We start from the raw sequence: 15,820 nt of genomic DNA on the forward strand, positions 1-15,820 counted from the left end.
CGCGGCAGCATGCGCCAGGAGCAGCCCGTGCGCAGCACGTAGCAGCACGCATCGACCATGCGGCGCCTCTCGTACACTGCAGGTCGTCCCCGATGTCCCTCTGGCCGTTCGAACAGGTCGGCCGCCAGCGCCCATTCGGCATCGGTCAGGCAACTGGTGTACTTGCCTGGATCGGCCGGCTCCAGGCGATGAGAATCGCTGTAGCCGTAATGCGCGGGCTCACTGGGCTTTGCATAGAGTACAGCGCTGGGTTGCGCAACTCGCTTCAATCCAGCGCGGCGCAAAGCCGCCGCCAGCGTGACTGTGCTGACCCTGGGGCCACCTTGCTCGGCAAGGCCTTGGGCCAACTCCCTCATCGTCGCGTTCGGATGGCTTCTCACCAGTTCCCGCAACTGCGCGTGATGCTCCTCGTCTATGGCCAAGGGCCTTCCCATCTTCCCCATGACTGCATCTCCATGTTCAGTTTAGGAAGAATAGGTCTTTCTTTCTTTTGTCTCCACCCTCTTTACGAGTAAAGAAAAGTGACATCTCACACGTTCTAAAACGGCAACACCGTACAGCCGCGACAGCAGCTAGAAGCGCTAAAACACCGCCCACTCACGCTATTCTGCATCAGCAGCTAGAAGCATCAAAACCCCGCCCAGCAAGCGCCAAAACCCGCGTCAGCGGGCCACAAGCAATACACATCGCACACTTCCCCCAACCTACAATTCCTGCGCCAAGCTCAACAGACTTTGCGAACGAATCAGCGGAACGGGACACCAGCCGCCGCGTTCGCCGCGTTCGCCGCGGGCGGCTGCGCCACGCAAGCCCCGCAAGCCGCGGACATGCCCGCAGCGCTGGCCCAGGGCACGGCGCAGCCGCTGGCGGTAACATCAGGGCGGCGGCTGAACGCAAGCTGGAGATGCTTGCTGCCGCCACCACTCTCGATTTCTTGCGATCCCCGCCGGGCAACCGGCTTGAAGCGCTAGGAGGAAACCGCAAGGGACAGCACGGCATCCGAATCAACGATCAGTGGCGAGTGTGCTTTGCTTGGACGCCCGATGGCCCGGAGGCCGTCGAGATCGTGGACTATCACTGAAAGGAGATCACCATGGCCCGTTTCCAAAATGGTATGCGACCGGTCCATCCCGGCGAAATCCTCCGCGAGGAGTTTCTCGCCCCTCTGGACATGAGCGCCAATGCGCTTGCTGTGGCGCTGCATGTCACCGCGGCCCGCATCAACGACATCGTGCGCGAGCGACGGGGAATTACGCCAGACACCGCCATGCGGCTAGCACGCTACTTTGGCGGTGACGCAGAATCCTGGCTTAACCTGCAGCTGGCTTATGACCTGAAAATCGCTCAGCGCGAACACGGCAAGGAGATTGCCGCCCAGATCGCGCCACGCGATCTCGAAGCTGCTTGAACACACTCGCGCACCCTCGCTTTCGGTGGCCCTGCGCTGTCTTCAACCGAGATCAAACACCCGCCCCGGGCTAAGAATATTGTGCGGGTCCAGCGAGCGCTTGAGCAGCCGCATCAGCGCCAGTTCCTCCGGCGTGCGCGAGCAGTGCAGATAGGGCTTCTTGTGAAAGCCGATGCCGTGCTCGGCGGAGACGCTGCCTTTGAATTCCTGCACCACGCCGTACATCAGGTCGGAGATCTCGTGCTCGGGGAAGTCCTGGTCGGTGGTGCCGGGCAGGTACACGCTGACGTGCAGGTTGCTGTCGCCCACATGGCCGAAGTTGACCGGCTCGGCATGCGGCCACACGGACAGCAAGCGGGCGCGCAGCGTTTCGGCGAATTCGCCGATGCGGCCGATCGGCAGGCTGACGTCGTAGGCCGCATTGGGCGACCACATCACCGGGAATTCGGCCACCGCGTCGCGCAGTTGCCAGAAGCTCTGCGCTTCCTTGTTGCTGGATGCGACCGCAGCATCCTGGATCAGGCCGGCTTCCATCGCGGATTCCAGCATGCCTTCGAAGACCGGCCCGTCCTGCGCGTCGTCGTTGCCTTGCAGGTCGAGCAGCACGTAGAAGGGATGGCCGGCGGGCAGCGGCGCGCGCACGCCGGGCACTCTTGTCGTCACTAGCCCGTAGAAGTCCGCCCACATGACCTCGAAGGCGGACAGCCGCCCCGAGAGCTTGCGCTGCGCATGGCGCAGCAGGCGCACCACATCGTCGTAGCTTGCGAGCGCGCACAGCGCTGTCTGCGTGGCGCAGGGCAGCGGCGCGAGCCGCAGCACGGCCCGGGTGATCACGCCCAGCGTGCCTTCGCTGCCGATGAAGAGCTGCCGCACGTCGTAGCCGGCATTGTTCTTCTGCATCTTGTTGAGCGACGACACCACCGTGCCGTCGGCCAGCACCGCTTCCAGCCCCAGCACCTGGTCGCGCATCATGCCGTAGCGGATTACGCGGTTGCCCCCTGCGTTGGTGGCGATATTGCCGCCGATCTGGCAACTGCCGCGCGCTCCCAGATCCACCGCCAGCAGCCAGCCGGCTGCACGCGCGGCTTCCTGTGCCGCTTGCAGCGTGGTGCCGGCCATGACCGTCATGGTGCCGGCCTGCGCATCGATCTCTTCCACGCCGCGCATGCGTTCCAGCGACAGCACCACCTCGCCGCCCTCGGGCGTGGCCGCGCCGGCCAGGCCGGTCAGCCCGCCTTGCGGCACCACGGGTTGGCGCAGCCGGTGGCACAGCGCCAGCACGGCCGCGACCTCTTCCGTATTGCGCGGGCGCACCACCGCCAGCGGCGGCACGGTGCCGAGCGGCGCATACCAGTCCTTGCGGAAGCGGGTCTCGATGGCGTCGCCCGTTTGCAGGCCGGCCGCGTCCAGCAGCGCGGTAAGTTCCGTAAGCAGGGCGGAGGACGGGGTGGTTTGGGGAGCGGGGCTTGCCATGTGCGGTGCGTGTGAAGGAGAAGGGTGCTTATGCTATGGGAGGATGGGCGCGGGGATAAGGGCCAATCGGGCTGGTGACGATGGCACCATCGCCGCAATCGGGTCGCGCCCTTGCGGGCTCAGGCCGCCATGAACGCTGAGATCGCCTCGATCAGGAAGGCGCGATCGGCCGGGATATTGTGCGGGTTCCCGGCACGGTGCCCATAGTCCGAGGGAATCGGCCGCAGCGTGGCGGAACGGGCGCCGGTCAGCTTGCCGATTTCCGCGGCATTGTCCTGCGCCTGGAAGTAGGCATCGGTGCGACCTGGCATCAGCAGCACCTGCGCCTTGATCGCCGCCAGCGCGTGGTCCAGGTCGCCGCCGAAGGCGTCGCAGCGGCTGATATCGCCGTTCTGCCACGTCCACAGTTGCGCCAGCAGGTCGTTGGCGTCGCGGCGCGCGAAATTGACGTCCCAGGTCTTCGCCAGGAAATCCTCCAGCGAGGCAAAGCCCGATTGCCGCCACAATTCGTCGCGGTAGAACGCATGCGACAGCGCCCAGCCGGCGTACACGCGGCCCATGGCGCGATACCCCGCGCGCGGCGGCTCCGTGAAGCGGCCGTCCTTGAATGCCGGATCGGCAGTGAGCGCGGCCCTGACGCCTTCGAGGAAGACCTGGTTGAACGGGGAGCAACGCGCGCTGCCGCAGACCACGGCGATCCGCTCGACCATGTCCGCATGGCAGGCGCCCCAGTGGTAGGCCTGCATGCCGCCCATCGACCAGCCATACACCAGTGCGATCTTCTCGATGCCGAATACTTCCTGCAGCAGCCTGCGCTGCACCGACACCGCGTCGTGGTAGGTGACGGCGGGGTAGGCGCCCGGCGCGAACCGTGCCGCGGCATTCGACGGCGACGCCGACAGGCCGTTGCCGAACAGGTTGGGGATGATGACGAAGTAGCGTTCCGGGTCCAGCACGCCGCCCGGCGCGACCAGCCATTCGGTGTCGTAGTGTTGCGCGCTGAACGAGGTCGGGTAGACGATCACGTTGTCCTTGCGGGCGTTCAGCGTGCCGAAGGTCTTGTAGGCGAGCTGCATGCCGGGGAAGGCCTGGCCGGATTGCAGCGTCACGGTGCCTGCATCGAACAGCGCGTAGTCTTTGTCGACGGTCATGTCGGCAGCTCCAGGTGGGGATGGTGGCTATTGTGCCCGCTCTTGCATCGACACACTCAAGCGCCGCTCCAGGCCTCCCGGTTGATCCCCGCCACCGGCGCACGGCGCGGCGCCTGCGTGCGCGCCAGATGCTCCAGCGCGGGTTCGATCACTTCCGCCAGCTTGTGGAAGGCCGGCGCGATCTCGTCGTCCGGCACGCAGGCATACCCCAGCAGCAAGCCCTGGTTGGTCGCCCGCGCGGGGTCCGCGAAATAGCGCGACAGCGGCCGCGTCGACAAGCCCTGGGTGCGCGCCGCCATGCTGATGCCGAGGTCGTCGGCGCCCGGCGGCAGGTGGATCACCATGTGCAGTCCCGCCTCATGCGTGGAGGTGGGCCAGTCCGCGCCCAAGCGCGTGGCGATGGCCTCGCGCAGCAGCCCCTGGCGCTGCGCGTAGCGTTGCCGCATGCGGCGGATATGCGTGGCGTAATGCCCTTCCTCGATAAAGTCGGCCAGCACCGCTTGCTGCACCAGTTGCCCCTCGCGGAACAGCTCCGACAGCCCTGTTGCGAAATGCGGCGCCAGCGGCTTGGGCAGCACCATGAATCCCATGCGCAGGCCGGGGAACAGCGTCTTGGAAAACGTGCCCATGTAGATCACGCGGTCGTGCTCGTCCAATCCTTGCAGCGAGGCGAGCGGCCGGCCTTCGAAGCGGAATTCGCTGTCGTAATCGTCCTCCACGATCCACGCGCCGCGCTGGCGCGCGTACTCCAGCAGCATGCGCCGGCGCGACAGGCTCATCACCATGCCGAGCGGATATTGGTGGGACGGCGTGGCAAAGATAAAGCGCGGCGGGTTCTGCAGCGTGGCCGCGTCCGGGGCCAGGCCCTCGCTATCCACCGGCACGGGGATGGTCTCGATGCCGGCGCTGTTGAGCAGGCTGCGCGTGCCCCAATAGCCCGGGTCTTCCATCCAGGCCTTGTCGCCGACGTCGCCCAGCAGCCGGGCGATCAGGTCGATGGCCTGGTGGATGCCGGTGGTCAGGATGATTTGCTCGGGCTCGCAGCGCACCGAACGCACCAGCCGCAGGTGTTCGGCCATCACGCGGCGCAGCGGCATATAACCACCGTTGTGCGCATACGTCAGTAGCTCAGGCTTGGGTGCACGCCAGTGCTTGTTCAGCAACCGTGCCCAGACAGCGTGCGGAAACAGCGAAACGTCGGGCACGCCCGAGACGAAGGCACCCCATTGGCGATCGGACGCACCGGAATGCGACACCAGATGCTGCCCGCGCCGCGAAAGCGTGAAGCGGTTTGGATTTTGCTGCGCTGCGAGCACTGGCATGGTGCCACTTTGCGCCCTGACGTTGTGCAATGCACTATGGTCGGGAAAACTCTGCGACACGAAGGTGCCACTTCCGCTTGCCGCAGTGACATAACCCTCTGCCAGCAACTGCTCAAATGCATAGAGCACGGTATTGCGGGAAACCCCTATCTCCTTCGCAAGCAGCCTCGACGCAGGCAGCTTGCTACCGGCAACCAAAGACCCAGCGAGGATTTCCTGGCGAATGATCTCGTAGAGCTGGCGGTTCATATGCGCGCCGTTTTTATCCGCCGCACCATCTGCGGGCCGCTCCAGACGCTGCAACAGCAGCTCCGACAAAATCGTCTCTTTCAAAGTGGCCCCGCGTGAAAAGAAAAATATGGATCTATGTATGGTACCAATGATCGGCTAAGTTTCGACACATCTTGTTTCGACCGTCGTTTTTCTCAACGACGTTTTGCCGATCAGGCCGATTCGATCCGCCCGGGCATGTTCCAACCGCACGCCCCGGACAGCCAGTGGAGCCACTTGATGCAACTAGTGCAACGTCCCACCGCTACCCCCGCACTTTCCACCGATGCCATCGCCGCCGCCGTGCGCGCGCTCGAGCCGTACATGGTCCGTACGCTGTCGGCGTTCGTGGCGGCGCCCAGCCCCTCAGGGCAGGAACAGCCGGCCGTGGCCTTCATGGAGGGCGCGCTGCGCGAGCTCGGCCTGGAGCCGGAGCGCATCTACCTGCGCAGCGAGACGCTGAAGGACCTGCCGCTGTTCTCGCCGCCGTGCTGTCCGGATGGCGGCCGCTACAACCTGCTGGCCACGCATCGCCCGGCGAAGAAGGGCGGCCGCTCTGTGCTGTTCAATGGCCACCTGGACGTGGTCCCCACCGGTCCGGAGTCGATGTGGCGCCAGTCGCCCTATGCACCGTTTGTCGAGGACGGCTGGCTGTTCGGCCGCGGCGCGGGCGACATGAAGGCCGGCATCATCTGCACGCTCGCCGCCTATAGGGCGCTGAAGGATCTCGGCGTGCAGCCCGCCGGCGCGGTCGGCTTCAACGCGGTGCTCGAAGAAGAGAACACCGGCAACGGCGCGCTGGCTACCGTGGCCGCGCTCGCCAGCGCGGTGGGCGCCGGCAAGCTGGCGTCCTTCGATACCGTGGTGATTCCCGAGCCGCTGGGCGAGAGCCTGATGAGCGCGCAGATGGGCGTGTTCTGGATGTTCGTTGAGCTCACCGGCCGCCCGGCGCATGCCGCCTATATGACCACCGGCGTGAACCCGGTGGAGGCCGGCATCGAGGTGATGGCCGACCTGCGCAAGCTCGAGGCCGAGTGGAACCTGCCGGAGAACCGCCCCGCCGTCTATCGCGACCACGCGCACCCGATCAACTTCAACCTCGGCCAGATCCAGGGCGGCGAATGGAATTCGTCGGTGCCCTGCACCTGCACGCTCGGCATTCGCATCGGCTTCTACCCGACCATGAGCGTGACCGACGCCAAGACGCGGGTGGAAGCCTGCGTGCGCGGCACGCTGGAGCGCCTGGCCAGCAACCTCACGCTCAATATCCGCTACGAAGGCTTCCACGCACCGGGCTGCGAGTTCGATCTCGATGTGCCCAGCATGCAGGCGCTTGGCGAGGCCCACCGCAAAGTCAACGGCGAAGAGGTACGGCGCCAGGCCACCACCGCCACCACCGATGCGCGGCACTTCCGCCTGATGCTGGAGACGCCGGTGACCTGCTACGGCCCCGAGGCCCGCAACATCCACGGCATCGACGAGTCGGTTTCCATCGAGAGCATGGTGCGGGTTGCCACCACGCTCGCACAGTTCATGCACGACTGGTGCGGCGTAGAGCCGGCCACCGCCTGAAGCCAACGCAGCAAATCGTCTTCCAATCGCCTTGCGTTCGTCTTCCGACTCCGCAGATCACGATCACCACCACAGGAAACTGACCGATGAAACACCTCACCCAACACCTGAAAAAGAGCTTTGGTAAAAGCCTGGTGTCGATGGCGCTGGCAACCGCCGGCCTGGCCCTGGCACCGGTACTCTTGCCCGCGGGCGGCGCCGTTGCGCAGACCGTTGGCGGCACCTTGTCCGGCATCGTGCAGCCCGAGCCGCCGATCCTGATCAGCGCGATGAACTCGCAGGCGCCCACGCAATACATAGCTGGCAAGATCTACCAGGGCCTGCTGACCTACGGCCCGGACCTCAAGCCGCGCCCGGAGCTGGCCAAGTCGTGGAAGATCTCGCCGGACGGCCTGACCTACACGTTCGAGTTGCAGAACGGCGTGAAATGGCATGACGGCAAGCCCTTCACTTCCGCCGACGTGGTGTTCTCGATCGACAAGATGCTGCGCGAAGTGCATGTGCGCACGCGCGCGGTGCTCAACAAGTACATGGAATCGATCCGCGCCGTGAACGACAGCACGGTCGAGATCAAGCTCAAGGAAGCGTTCCCGCCGTTTATCTCGATGTTCGAGACCGGCACCATGCCGATGATGCCCAAGCACATCTATGAAGGCACGGACTTCCGCAACAACCCGGCCAACCAGAAGCCCGTCGGCACCGGCCCCTTCATGTTCAAGGAGTGGAAGAAGGGCGCCTACATCAAGCTCGCCAAGAATCCCAACTACTGGAAGAAGGGCAAGCCCTACCTGGATGAGCTGGTCTTCTACGTGATCCCGGATTCGGCCTCGCGCGCGGTGGCCTTCGAGAAGGGCGACGTGCAGGTGCTGCGTGGCGGCGACGTGGACAACGTGGACGTGAAGCGCCTGCGCGCGCTGCCCAATGTGGACTACACCACCAAGGGCTGGGAGCTGTTCTCTCCGATGTCGAACCTGCTGATGAACATGCGCAAGCCGCCGTTCAACAACGTCAAGGTGCGCGAGGCGGTGATGCATGCGCTCAACCGCAAGATGATCGTGGACAACATCTTCTTCGGCATGGGCAAGCCGGCGGTCAGCCCGTTCGCCTCCGCCACGCTGTTCTTCGACAAGAACACGCCGGTCTACGACTTCAACCTGAAGAAGGCGCGCGAGCTGATCAAGGAATCCGGCGTCAATGTGGGCCAGTACCCGGTCAAGATCCTGTCGTCGTCCTACGGCGCCAACTGGGACCGGCTTGACGAGTACATGAAGCAGATGCTGGAGCAGCTCGGCTTCAAGGTCAGCATCGAATCGGCAGATGCCGGTACGTGGTCGGCCCGCGTCAGCAACTGGGACTTCGACCTGACCGCCACCTACACCTACCAGTACGGCGATCCGGCGCTGGGCGTGGAGCGGCTCTACGTGACCAAGAACATCGTCAAGGGCACGCCGTTCGCCAACGTGCAGGGCTATAGCAATCCGCAGGCGGACGCGCTGTGGGCCAAGGCCAGCGTCACCATGGATCCGGTCGAGCGCCAGAAGCTCTACACCGAGGTGCAGAAGATCCTGATGACGGAAGTGGCCGCGGGCAACCTGTTCGAGCTGGAGTTCCCCACGCTGTACCGCAAGAACGTGAAGAACCTCGTGACCACCGCCATCGGTTTGAACGAGTCGTTCGATAACGTTTCCATCGAGAAGAACTGAGTACGGAAGTACCGAAGCAGCCAGTAAGTTCGCGCGCCAGGCCATCCGCCCGGCGCGCGCGAGATGGTGCCGGCCACCTCCGTCGCCGCTGCGTTTCCCGTGTTTGCTGCGCGGGATGCGTAACGATGGCGCGGCCGGCCCGGGCCCAGCGTTTGCCCGTGTGGAGCATGCCGTGAATTTTCTCTCTTTCCTGCTATCCCGACTGTGGAAGGCCCTCGTGGTCGTCCTCGGCGTGGTCATCATCAATTTCTTCCTGATCCGCATGGCGCCTGGCGACCCTGCCACCGTGCTGGCGGGTGAGGCCGGGGCCGGCGATGCCGCCTTCGTCGGCCAGTTGCGCCAGCAGTTCGGGCTCGATCAGCCGGTGCTCACGCAGCTTGGCATCTACCTCAAGGGCGTGGCCAAGCTCGACCTGGGCTACTCCTATCGCAATCACCTGCCGGTGCTCGACCTGATCCTGGACCGGTTGCCCGCCACCATCGTGCTGATGAGCGGCGCCTTTGTGTTCTCCCTCGTGCTTGGCGTGTTCCTGGGCGTGATCTCGGCGCGCACGCGCTACGAGAACAAGCGGCGCTGGATCGACAGCGCGGTGATGTCCGCGGCGCTGCTGCTGTATGCCACGCCGCTGTTCTGGCTGTCGCTGATGGCCATCATCCTGTTCTCGGTGGTGCTCGGCTGGTTGCCTGCCTTCGGCATGGAAACCATCGGCGCGGGCTATACCGGCATGGCGCGCGTGCAGGACGTGGCGCTGCACATGCTCCTGCCCACCATCTCGCTCGGCTGCTTTTTCATGGCGGTGTATGTGCGCCTGACGCGTGCCTCGATGCTGGAGGTGATGGGCATGGACTTCGTCAAGACCGCGCGCGCCAAGGGGGTGCCCGCCGGCCGCGTGATCCGCGTGCACGTGCTGCGCAACGCGCTGCTGCCGGTCATCACCTTTGCCGGCATCCAGCTCGGCCAGATGGCAGGCGGCGCGGTGCTGACCGAAACCGTGTTCTCCTGGCCGGGCATCGGCCGGCTGATGTTCGATGCCCTGCTGCAGCGTGACTACCAGTTGCTGCTCGGCATCTTCTTTGTCACCTCGGCGCTGGTTGTGTTCTTCAACCTGGTGACCGATATCGTCTACCGCTTCATCGACCCCCGCATCTCGGTGGGCGGCAAGGGAGCCACGGCATGAAAGCCTTCGCACAACGTTATTGCCGCAACTACGGCGCCGTGATCGGCCTGGTCGTGCTGCTGCTGGTGGTGGCCGTGGCGCTGCTGGCGCCGGTGCTGTATGAAGAGTCACCCTGGCTGATGGTGGGCGATCCGCTGGTGCGCCCGTTTGCCGAAGCGGCCTTTCCCTTTGGCACCGACATGCTCGGGCGCGACATCACCGCCGGCATGCTGTACGGCGCGCGCGTCTCGCTGCTGGTGGGCGTGATCTCCACTGGCGTGGCGCTGGTGTTCGGCATCCTGATCGGGTCGGTAGCCGGCTACTGCGGCGGGCGCATCGACGACGCGCTGATGCGCTTCACCGAGTTCTTCCAGACCATCCCGCAGCTGGCGATGGCGGTGGTGATCGTGGCGATCTTCAATCCCACCATCTACTCCATCGTGGCGGCCATCTCGGTGGTGTCCTGGCCGCCGGTGGCACGCCTGGTGCGTGGCGAGTTCCTCACGCTCAAGCAGCGCGAGTTCGTGCAGGCGGCGGTGGTGATCGGGCAAAAGCCGCTGCGCATCATCCTCACCCAGATCCTGCCCAACGCCATGTCGCCCATCATCGTGTCGGCGTCCTTCATGGTGGCCACCGCGATCCTGACGGAATCCGCGCTGTCCTTCCTGGGCCTGGGCGACCGCAACATGATGAGCTGGGGCTTCATGATCGGCGCGGCCCGTACCATGATCCGCGAAGCCTGGTGGATGAGTGTGTGGCCCGGCGTGGCCATCCTGCTGACGGTGCTGTCCATCAACCTGATCGGCGAAGGCCTGAACGACGCCATGAACCCGCAACTGCGCCGCCGTGGCGAGTAAGCACAAGTAAGCACAAGTAAGCACAAGGAATACGCCACCATGCAAGCACAAGACAAGCTACCGCTGCTATCCGTGCGCGACCTCACCATTGCGCTGCCCACCGGCGGCGACCGCGCGCACGCGGTGAAGGATGTGAGCTACGACCTGCACGCCGGCGAGATCCTCTGCATCGTCGGCGAATCCGGCTCGGGCAAGTCGATGAGCGCCAACGCCATCATGGGCCTGCTGCCGCCGTACCTGAAGCCGCAGGGCGGCCAGATCCTGTTCCAGGGCAAGGACTTGCTCGCGCAGGATGAGCAGACCCTGCTGTCCATGCGCGGCAAGGCCATGGCCATGGTGTTCCAGGAGCCGTTGTCCGCGCTTAACCCGGTGATGACCGTGGGCGACCAGATCGCCGAGGTCATGCGCGTGCACGATGCCTACCCCGGCGAGGCGCGGACCAAGCGCGTGCTGGAGCTGCTGGAGTTCGTCGGCCTGCCCGATCCGGCCACGCTGATCGACAGCTATCCGTTCCGTCTGTCGGGCGGGCAGCGCCAGCGCGTGGTGATCGCCATGGCGCTGGCCCTGGAGCCGGCGCTGCTGATCGCCGACGAGCCCACCACGGCCCTGGACGTGACCACGCAGGCCCAGATCCTGGCGCTGATCAAGCGCATCCAGGCGGAGAAGGGCATGGGCGTGATGTTCGTCACGCACGATTTCGGCGTGGTGGCGGAAATCGCCGACCGCGTGGCAGTGATGGAGAAGGGCGTGCTGGTGGAGGTGGGCCCGGTGCAGCAAGTGCTCAACCATCCGCAGCATGCCTACACGCGCCGCCTGATCAGTGCCGTGCCGCATGGCCGCGCCAAGGCGCGCGACCTGGACGTGGCCCAGACCGTGCTGGAAGTGCGCGACCTGCGCAAGACATACTCCTCGGGCGGTGGGCTGTTCAGCAAGAAGCGCGTGGTCAATGCCGTGGACGGCGTGAGCTTCAGCGTGCGGCGCGGCCAGACGCTTGGCATCGTCGGTGAATCCGGCTCGGGCAAGTCCACCATCGGCAAATGCCTGCTGAAGCTGACCGGCATCGACGGCGGCGAGCTGCTGTTCGACGGCCAGGACATCGCGCGCCTTACGGAGCGGCAGTTCCGCCCCCTGCGCAGCGATGTGCAGATGATCTTCCAGGATCCGTTCGCCTCGCTGAACCCGCGCCATACGGTTGGCCGCATCATCACCGACGGCCCCGTCGCCAACGGCGTGCTGCTGGCAAAGGCCCAGGCGCGCGGGCGAGAGCTGCTGCAGCTGGTTGGCCTGGAGCCTTCCGCGTTCTATCGTTACCCCAACCAGTTCTCCGGCGGGCAGCGCCAGCGCATCGGCATTGCGCGCGCGCTGGCGCTGGATCCCAAGCTGCTGGTGGCCGACGAGTCCGTCTCCGCGCTGGATGTCTCGGTGCAGGCGCAGGTGTTGCAGCTGCTGGGCGACCTGCAGAAGCGGCTGAACATCGGCCTGATCTTTATCACCCACGACCTGCGCGTGGCCGCCCAGATCTGCCACCACGTAATCGTGATGCACAAGGGCCGTGTAGTGGAGTCCGGCCCGCCCGACCAGATCTTCGACGCGCCACAGCATGCGTACACGCAGCGGCTGATTGCCGCGATTCCCGGAAAAGAGTGGGATCCGACGCTGATTCGCGCCGCGGCTTGAACCCGGTGCGAGTACGCGCCAACCGTACAACCCCGACAGCACAACCGCTATTCAAGATGGAGCAACAGATGAAGAATGCCGAACTGGCTCGCCGCAAGGATGCCGCCACGCCCCGTGGCGTTGGCGTGATGTGCAACTTCTACGCCGAGCGTGCCGAGAACTCGGAGATCTGGGACGTGGAAGGCAAGCGCTATATCGACTTTGCCGCCGGCATCGCCGTGCTCAACACCGGCCACCGTCACCCGCGCCTGGTCGAAGCCATACAACGCCAGCTGGAGCGCTTCACGCACACCGCCTACCAGATCGTGCCGTACGCCAGCTATATCGAGCTGGCCGAGCGGATCAACCAGCGCGCGCCAGGCCGCTGCGCCAAGAAGACCGCTTTCTTCACCACGGGCGCCGAGGCGGTGGAGAACGCCATCAAGATCGCCCGCGCCGCTACCGGCCGCCCCGGTGTCATTGCCTTCTCCGGCGGCTTCCACGGCCGCACCATGATGGGCATGGCGCTGACCGGCAAGGTAGTGCCGTACAAGGTGGGCTTTGGCCCGTTCCCGGGCGAGGTCTTCCATGCGCCGTACCCGTGCGCGCTGCATGGCGTGTCGGTGGAGGATTCGCTCAAGGCGATGGAGCACCTGTTCAAGGCCGACGTGGATCCCAAGCGCGTGGCCGCGATCATCTTCGAGCCGGTGCAGGGCGAGGGTGGCTTCAATGTGGCGCCGCCGGACTTCGTCAAGGCGCTGCGCGCCATTTGCGACGAGCACGGTATCCTGCTGATCGCCGATGAAGTGCAGACCGGCTTCGGCCGCACCGGAAAGCTGTTCGCCATGGAGCACCACGACGTGGCGCCCGACCTGACCACCATGGCCAAGAGCCTGGCCGGCGGCATGCCGCTGTCGGCGGTGTGCGGCCGTGCCGAAGTGATGGACGCCCCCGCGCCCGGCGGCCTGGGCGGCACCTATGCCGGCAACCCGCTGGCGGTGGCCTGCGCGCTGGCGGTGCTGGACGTCCTGGAGGGAGAGCAACTGATCCCGCGCGGTGCGGCGCTCGGCCAGCGCCTGGTCGAGCGGCTGGAAGCCCTGAAGCCGCGCGTGCCGCAGATCGCCGAGATTCGCGGCCTGGGCGCGATGGTGGCGGTGGAGTTCTGCCGTGCCGATGGCGCGCCCGATGCGGAGTTCACGCGCGAGGTGCAGAACCGCGCGCTGGAGCAGGGCCTGCTGCTGCTGTCCTGCGGCGTGTACGGCAACGTGATCCGCTTCCTGTTCCCGCTGACGATTTCCGATGCGGTGATGAACGAAGGGCTGGATATCCTGGCCGACGTGCTCACGCGCTGAACCACGAGCAGATCTGCGAACCAATCTTCGAACAAGCCACAGATAGATAGAGAGACTGAACGATCATGCAACTCAAGGACCCGAGCCTGCTGCGCTCGCAAGCGTTTATCGGCGGCCAGTGGCAGAACGCCGACAGCGGCGCCACCTTCCCCGTCACCAATCCCGCCGACGGCGCGCTGATCGGCACCGTGCCGCTGATGGGCGCGGCCGAGACCACCCGCGCCATCGAGGCGGCCCGCTTGGCGCAGGCCGCATGGCGTCGCAAGACGGCCCGCGAGCGTGCCCAGGTGCTGCGCGCCTGGTACGACCTGATGCTGGCCAACGCCGACGACCTGGCGTTGCTGATGACCACCGAGCAGGGCAAGCCGCTGGCCGAGGCCCGTGGCGAAGCCGTCTACGCCGCATCCTTCCTGGAATGGTTCGCCGAGGAGGCCAAGCGCGTTCACGGCGACGTGCTGGCCACGCCCGCGTCCGACAAGCGCCTGCTGGTGGTCAAGGAGCCGGTTGGCGTGTGCGCGGCCATCACGCCGTGGAACTTCCCGCTGGCCATGATCACCCGCAAGGCTGGCCCCGCGCTGGCGGCCGGTTGCGCCATGGTGCTCAAGCCCGCTGAAGACACGCCGCTGTCGGCGCTCGCGCTGGCGCTGCTGGCCGAGCGCGCGGGACTGCCCCCCGGCCTGCTGAGCGTGGTGACGGGCGACGCCGCCAGCTCGATCGAGATCGGCAGCGAGCTGACCGGCAGCCCGGTGGTGCGCAAGCTCAGCTTCACCGGCTCCACGGAAGTGGGCCGCATCCTGATGCGCCAGTCGGCGCCCACCATCAAGAAGCTGTCGCTGGAGCTCGGCGGCAACGCGCCCTTCATCGTGTTCGACGACGCGGACCTGGACGCCGCGGTGGAAGGCGCCATGGCGTCCAAGTACCGCAACGCCGGCCAGACCTGCGTCTGCGCCAACCGCCTCTACGTGCATGACAAGGTGTACGACGCCTTCGCCGGGAAACTGGTCGCCGCGGTGAAGAAGCTCAAGGTCGGCCACGGCATCGAGCCCGGCGTGTTGCAGGGCCCGCTGATCAATGAAGACGCGGTCGCCAAGGTGGAGCAGCACATTGCCGACGCATTGGCCAAGGGCGCGCGCGTCCTCACGGGCGGCAAGCGCCACAGCCTGGGCGGCACGTTCTTCGAGCCCACCGTGCTGGCGGATGTCACGCCGGACATGGTGGTGGCGAAGCAGGAAACCTTCGGCCCGCTCGCGCCGCTGTTCCGCTTCACCAGCGACGAAGAAGTGGTCAACATGGCCAACGATACCGAGTTCGGCCTGGCCTCGTACTTTTTCAGCCGCGACATCGGCCGCATCTGGCGCGTGGCCGAGGCGCTGGAGTACGGCATGGTGGGCATCAACACCGGCCTGATCTCCAACGAGGTGGCGCCGTTCGGCGGCGTCAAGCAATCCGGCCTGGGCCGCGAAGGCTCCTCCTACGGCATCGAGGAATACCTGGAGGTCAAGTACCTCTGCATGGGCGGCGTGGACCGCTAAGCCCCCGCCACAACGCAACGCGTTTTCAGGAGAGACCGCCATGAACAGACCCCAGGCCGTACCAACCGTGCAGGTCGACAACGACCGCGTGGTCGTCACCGAGTGGCGCTTTGCGCCGGGCGCGCAGACCGGGCATCACCGCCACGGCTACGACTATGTGGTGGTGCCGATGACCACCGGCGCGCTGCGGCTGGAGACGCCGGACGGCGAAGTCGTCAGCCAGCTCGTGGCGGGCCGCGCCTACTACCGCGGCGCGGGCGTTGAGCACAACGTGATCAACGCGCACGAAGGCGAATGCGTGTTCGTGGAGATCGAAATTAAGCAAACCGCTGCTCAGCCGCCCGCGCGAAATTCAACGCGGGCGTAGC

The 15,820-nt window shown here is 65.7% G+C and carries 13 protein-coding genes and 1 pseudogene; 10 read left to right on the forward strand and 4 right to left on the reverse strand.

From position 1 onward, the window contains the following. Window positions 1-422, reverse strand: a 422-nt coding sequence (locus ACGLHR_RS30910) for a transposase (protein WP_400098438.1), incomplete at its 3' end; no start/stop codon positions are given. A 449-nt stretch (window positions 423-871) separates the two neighbouring features. Between ACGLHR_RS30910 and ACGLHR_RS30915 the strand changes: the two are divergent. Both ACGLHR_RS30915 and ACGLHR_RS30920 read left to right on the forward strand, forming a co-directional pair. Further along, window positions 872-1,081: pseudogene (locus tag ACGLHR_RS30915) on the forward strand (type II toxin-antitoxin system RelE/ParE family toxin); the annotation flags it as partial. 12 nt (window positions 1,082-1,093) lie between these two features. Further along, window positions 1,094-1,408 (forward strand): HigA family addiction module antitoxin, encoded by a 315-nt coding sequence (locus ACGLHR_RS30920; protein WP_400098440.1) that lies wholly within the window; start codon window positions 1,094-1,096, stop codon window positions 1,406-1,408. A gap of 42 nt (window positions 1,409-1,450) precedes the next feature. Here the strand turns inward: ACGLHR_RS30920 and ACGLHR_RS30925 are convergent, their stop codons facing one another. The 3 genes from ACGLHR_RS30925 to ACGLHR_RS30935 form a co-directional block, all read right to left on the reverse strand. Beyond that, window positions 1,451-2,881: an FAD-binding oxidoreductase gene (locus ACGLHR_RS30925; protein ID WP_400098442.1), complete on the reverse strand. Its 1,431-nt coding sequence runs from the start codon at window positions 2,879-2,881 to the stop codon at window positions 1,451-1,453. A gap of 119 nt (window positions 2,882-3,000) precedes the next feature. After that, on the reverse strand, window positions 3,001-4,032 hold the full coding sequence (locus tag ACGLHR_RS30930) for an alpha/beta fold hydrolase (protein ID WP_400098444.1): 1,032 nt from the start codon (window positions 4,030-4,032) through the stop codon (window positions 3,001-3,003). Between the two features lie 56 nt (window positions 4,033-4,088). Continuing rightward, window positions 4,089-5,687 carry a PLP-dependent aminotransferase family protein gene (locus tag ACGLHR_RS30935; RefSeq protein WP_318237792.1) on the reverse strand — a complete coding sequence of 533 codons (1,599 nt, stop codon included), beginning with the start codon at window positions 5,685-5,687 and terminating at the stop codon, window positions 4,089-4,091. A 177-nt stretch (window positions 5,688-5,864) separates the two neighbouring features. Between ACGLHR_RS30935 and ACGLHR_RS30940 the strand changes: the two genes are divergently transcribed. The 8 genes from ACGLHR_RS30940 to ACGLHR_RS30975 all read left to right on the forward strand — a co-directional run bounded on the left by ACGLHR_RS30940 (window position 5,865) and on the right by ACGLHR_RS30975 (window position 15,819). Next, window positions 5,865-7,196, forward strand: a complete 1,332-nt coding sequence (locus ACGLHR_RS30940) for an ArgE/DapE family deacylase (RefSeq protein WP_400098446.1) — start codon at window positions 5,865-5,867, stop codon at window positions 7,194-7,196. An 86-nt stretch (window positions 7,197-7,282) separates the two neighbouring features. Then, window positions 7,283-8,899: an ABC transporter substrate-binding protein gene (locus ACGLHR_RS30945; protein WP_400098448.1), complete on the forward strand. Its 1,617-nt coding sequence runs from the start codon at window positions 7,283-7,285 to the stop codon at window positions 8,897-8,899. Between the two features lie 172 nt (window positions 8,900-9,071). Continuing rightward, a complete protein-coding gene (locus tag ACGLHR_RS30950) occupies window positions 9,072-10,076 on the forward strand; it encodes an ABC transporter permease (RefSeq protein WP_400098450.1) in 1,005 nt (334 codons plus the stop codon). Beyond that, window positions 10,073-10,912, forward strand: coding sequence for an ABC transporter permease (locus tag ACGLHR_RS30955; protein ID WP_035859582.1), 840 nt, complete (start codon window positions 10,073-10,075; stop codon window positions 10,910-10,912). Before ACGLHR_RS30950 ends, ACGLHR_RS30955 begins: the two co-directional genes overlap by 4 nt. 39 nt (window positions 10,913-10,951) lie before the next feature. Beyond that, window positions 10,952-12,589 (forward strand): ABC transporter ATP-binding protein, encoded by a 1,638-nt coding sequence (locus ACGLHR_RS30960; protein ID WP_400098452.1) that lies wholly within the window; start codon window positions 10,952-10,954, stop codon window positions 12,587-12,589. Window positions 12,590-12,657: 68 nt separating this feature from the next. Next, a complete protein-coding gene (locus ACGLHR_RS30965; RefSeq protein ID WP_400098454.1) occupies window positions 12,658-13,920 on the forward strand; it encodes a 4-aminobutyrate--2-oxoglutarate transaminase in 1,263 nt (420 codons plus the stop codon). 65 nt (window positions 13,921-13,985) lie between these two features. Further along, window positions 13,986-15,452 carry an NAD-dependent succinate-semialdehyde dehydrogenase gene (locus tag ACGLHR_RS30970; protein WP_400098456.1) on the forward strand — a complete coding sequence of 489 codons (1,467 nt, stop codon included), beginning with the start codon at window positions 13,986-13,988 and terminating at the stop codon, window positions 15,450-15,452. 40 nt (window positions 15,453-15,492) lie between these two features. Beyond that, window positions 15,493-15,819 carry a cupin domain-containing protein gene (locus ACGLHR_RS30975; RefSeq protein WP_400098458.1) on the forward strand — a complete coding sequence of 109 codons (327 nt, stop codon included), beginning with the start codon at window positions 15,493-15,495 and terminating at the stop codon, window positions 15,817-15,819. Window position 15,820 lies beyond the last annotated feature (1 nt).

Source organism: Cupriavidus sp. CuC1, from assembly GCF_044627735.1.
Classification (GTDB): Bacteria; Pseudomonadota; Gammaproteobacteria; order Burkholderiales; family Burkholderiaceae; genus Cupriavidus; species Cupriavidus ulmosensis.

Bases quoted from the DNA above. Each gene is read 5' to 3' on its own strand.
- ACGLHR_RS30920 (WP_400098440.1), top strand. From the start codon at position 1,094: ATGGCCCGTTTCCAAAATGGTATGCGACCGGTCCATCCCGGCGAAATC.
- ACGLHR_RS30925 (WP_400098442.1), bottom strand. From the start codon at position 2,881: ATGGCAAGCCCCGCTCCCCAAACCACCCCGTCCTCCGCCCTGCTTACG.
- ACGLHR_RS30930 (WP_400098444.1), bottom strand. From the start codon at position 4,032: ATGACCGTCGACAAAGACTACGCGCTGTTCGATGCAGGCACCGTGACG.
- ACGLHR_RS30940 (WP_400098446.1), top strand. From the start codon at position 5,865: ATGCAACTAGTGCAACGTCCCACCGCTACCCCCGCACTTTCCACCGAT.
- ACGLHR_RS30945 (WP_400098448.1), top strand. From the start codon at position 7,283: ATGAAACACCTCACCCAACACCTGAAAAAGAGCTTTGGTAAAAGCCTG.
- ACGLHR_RS30955 (WP_035859582.1), top strand. From the start codon at position 10,073: ATGAAAGCCTTCGCACAACGTTATTGCCGCAACTACGGCGCCGTGATC.
- ACGLHR_RS30960 (WP_400098452.1), top strand. From the start codon at position 10,952: ATGCAAGCACAAGACAAGCTACCGCTGCTATCCGTGCGCGACCTCACC.
- ACGLHR_RS30965 (WP_400098454.1), top strand. From the start codon at position 12,658: ATGAAGAATGCCGAACTGGCTCGCCGCAAGGATGCCGCCACGCCCCGT.
- ACGLHR_RS30970 (WP_400098456.1), top strand. From the start codon at position 13,986: ATGCAACTCAAGGACCCGAGCCTGCTGCGCTCGCAAGCGTTTATCGGC.
- ACGLHR_RS30975 (WP_400098458.1), top strand. From the start codon at position 15,493: ATGAACAGACCCCAGGCCGTACCAACCGTGCAGGTCGACAACGACCGC.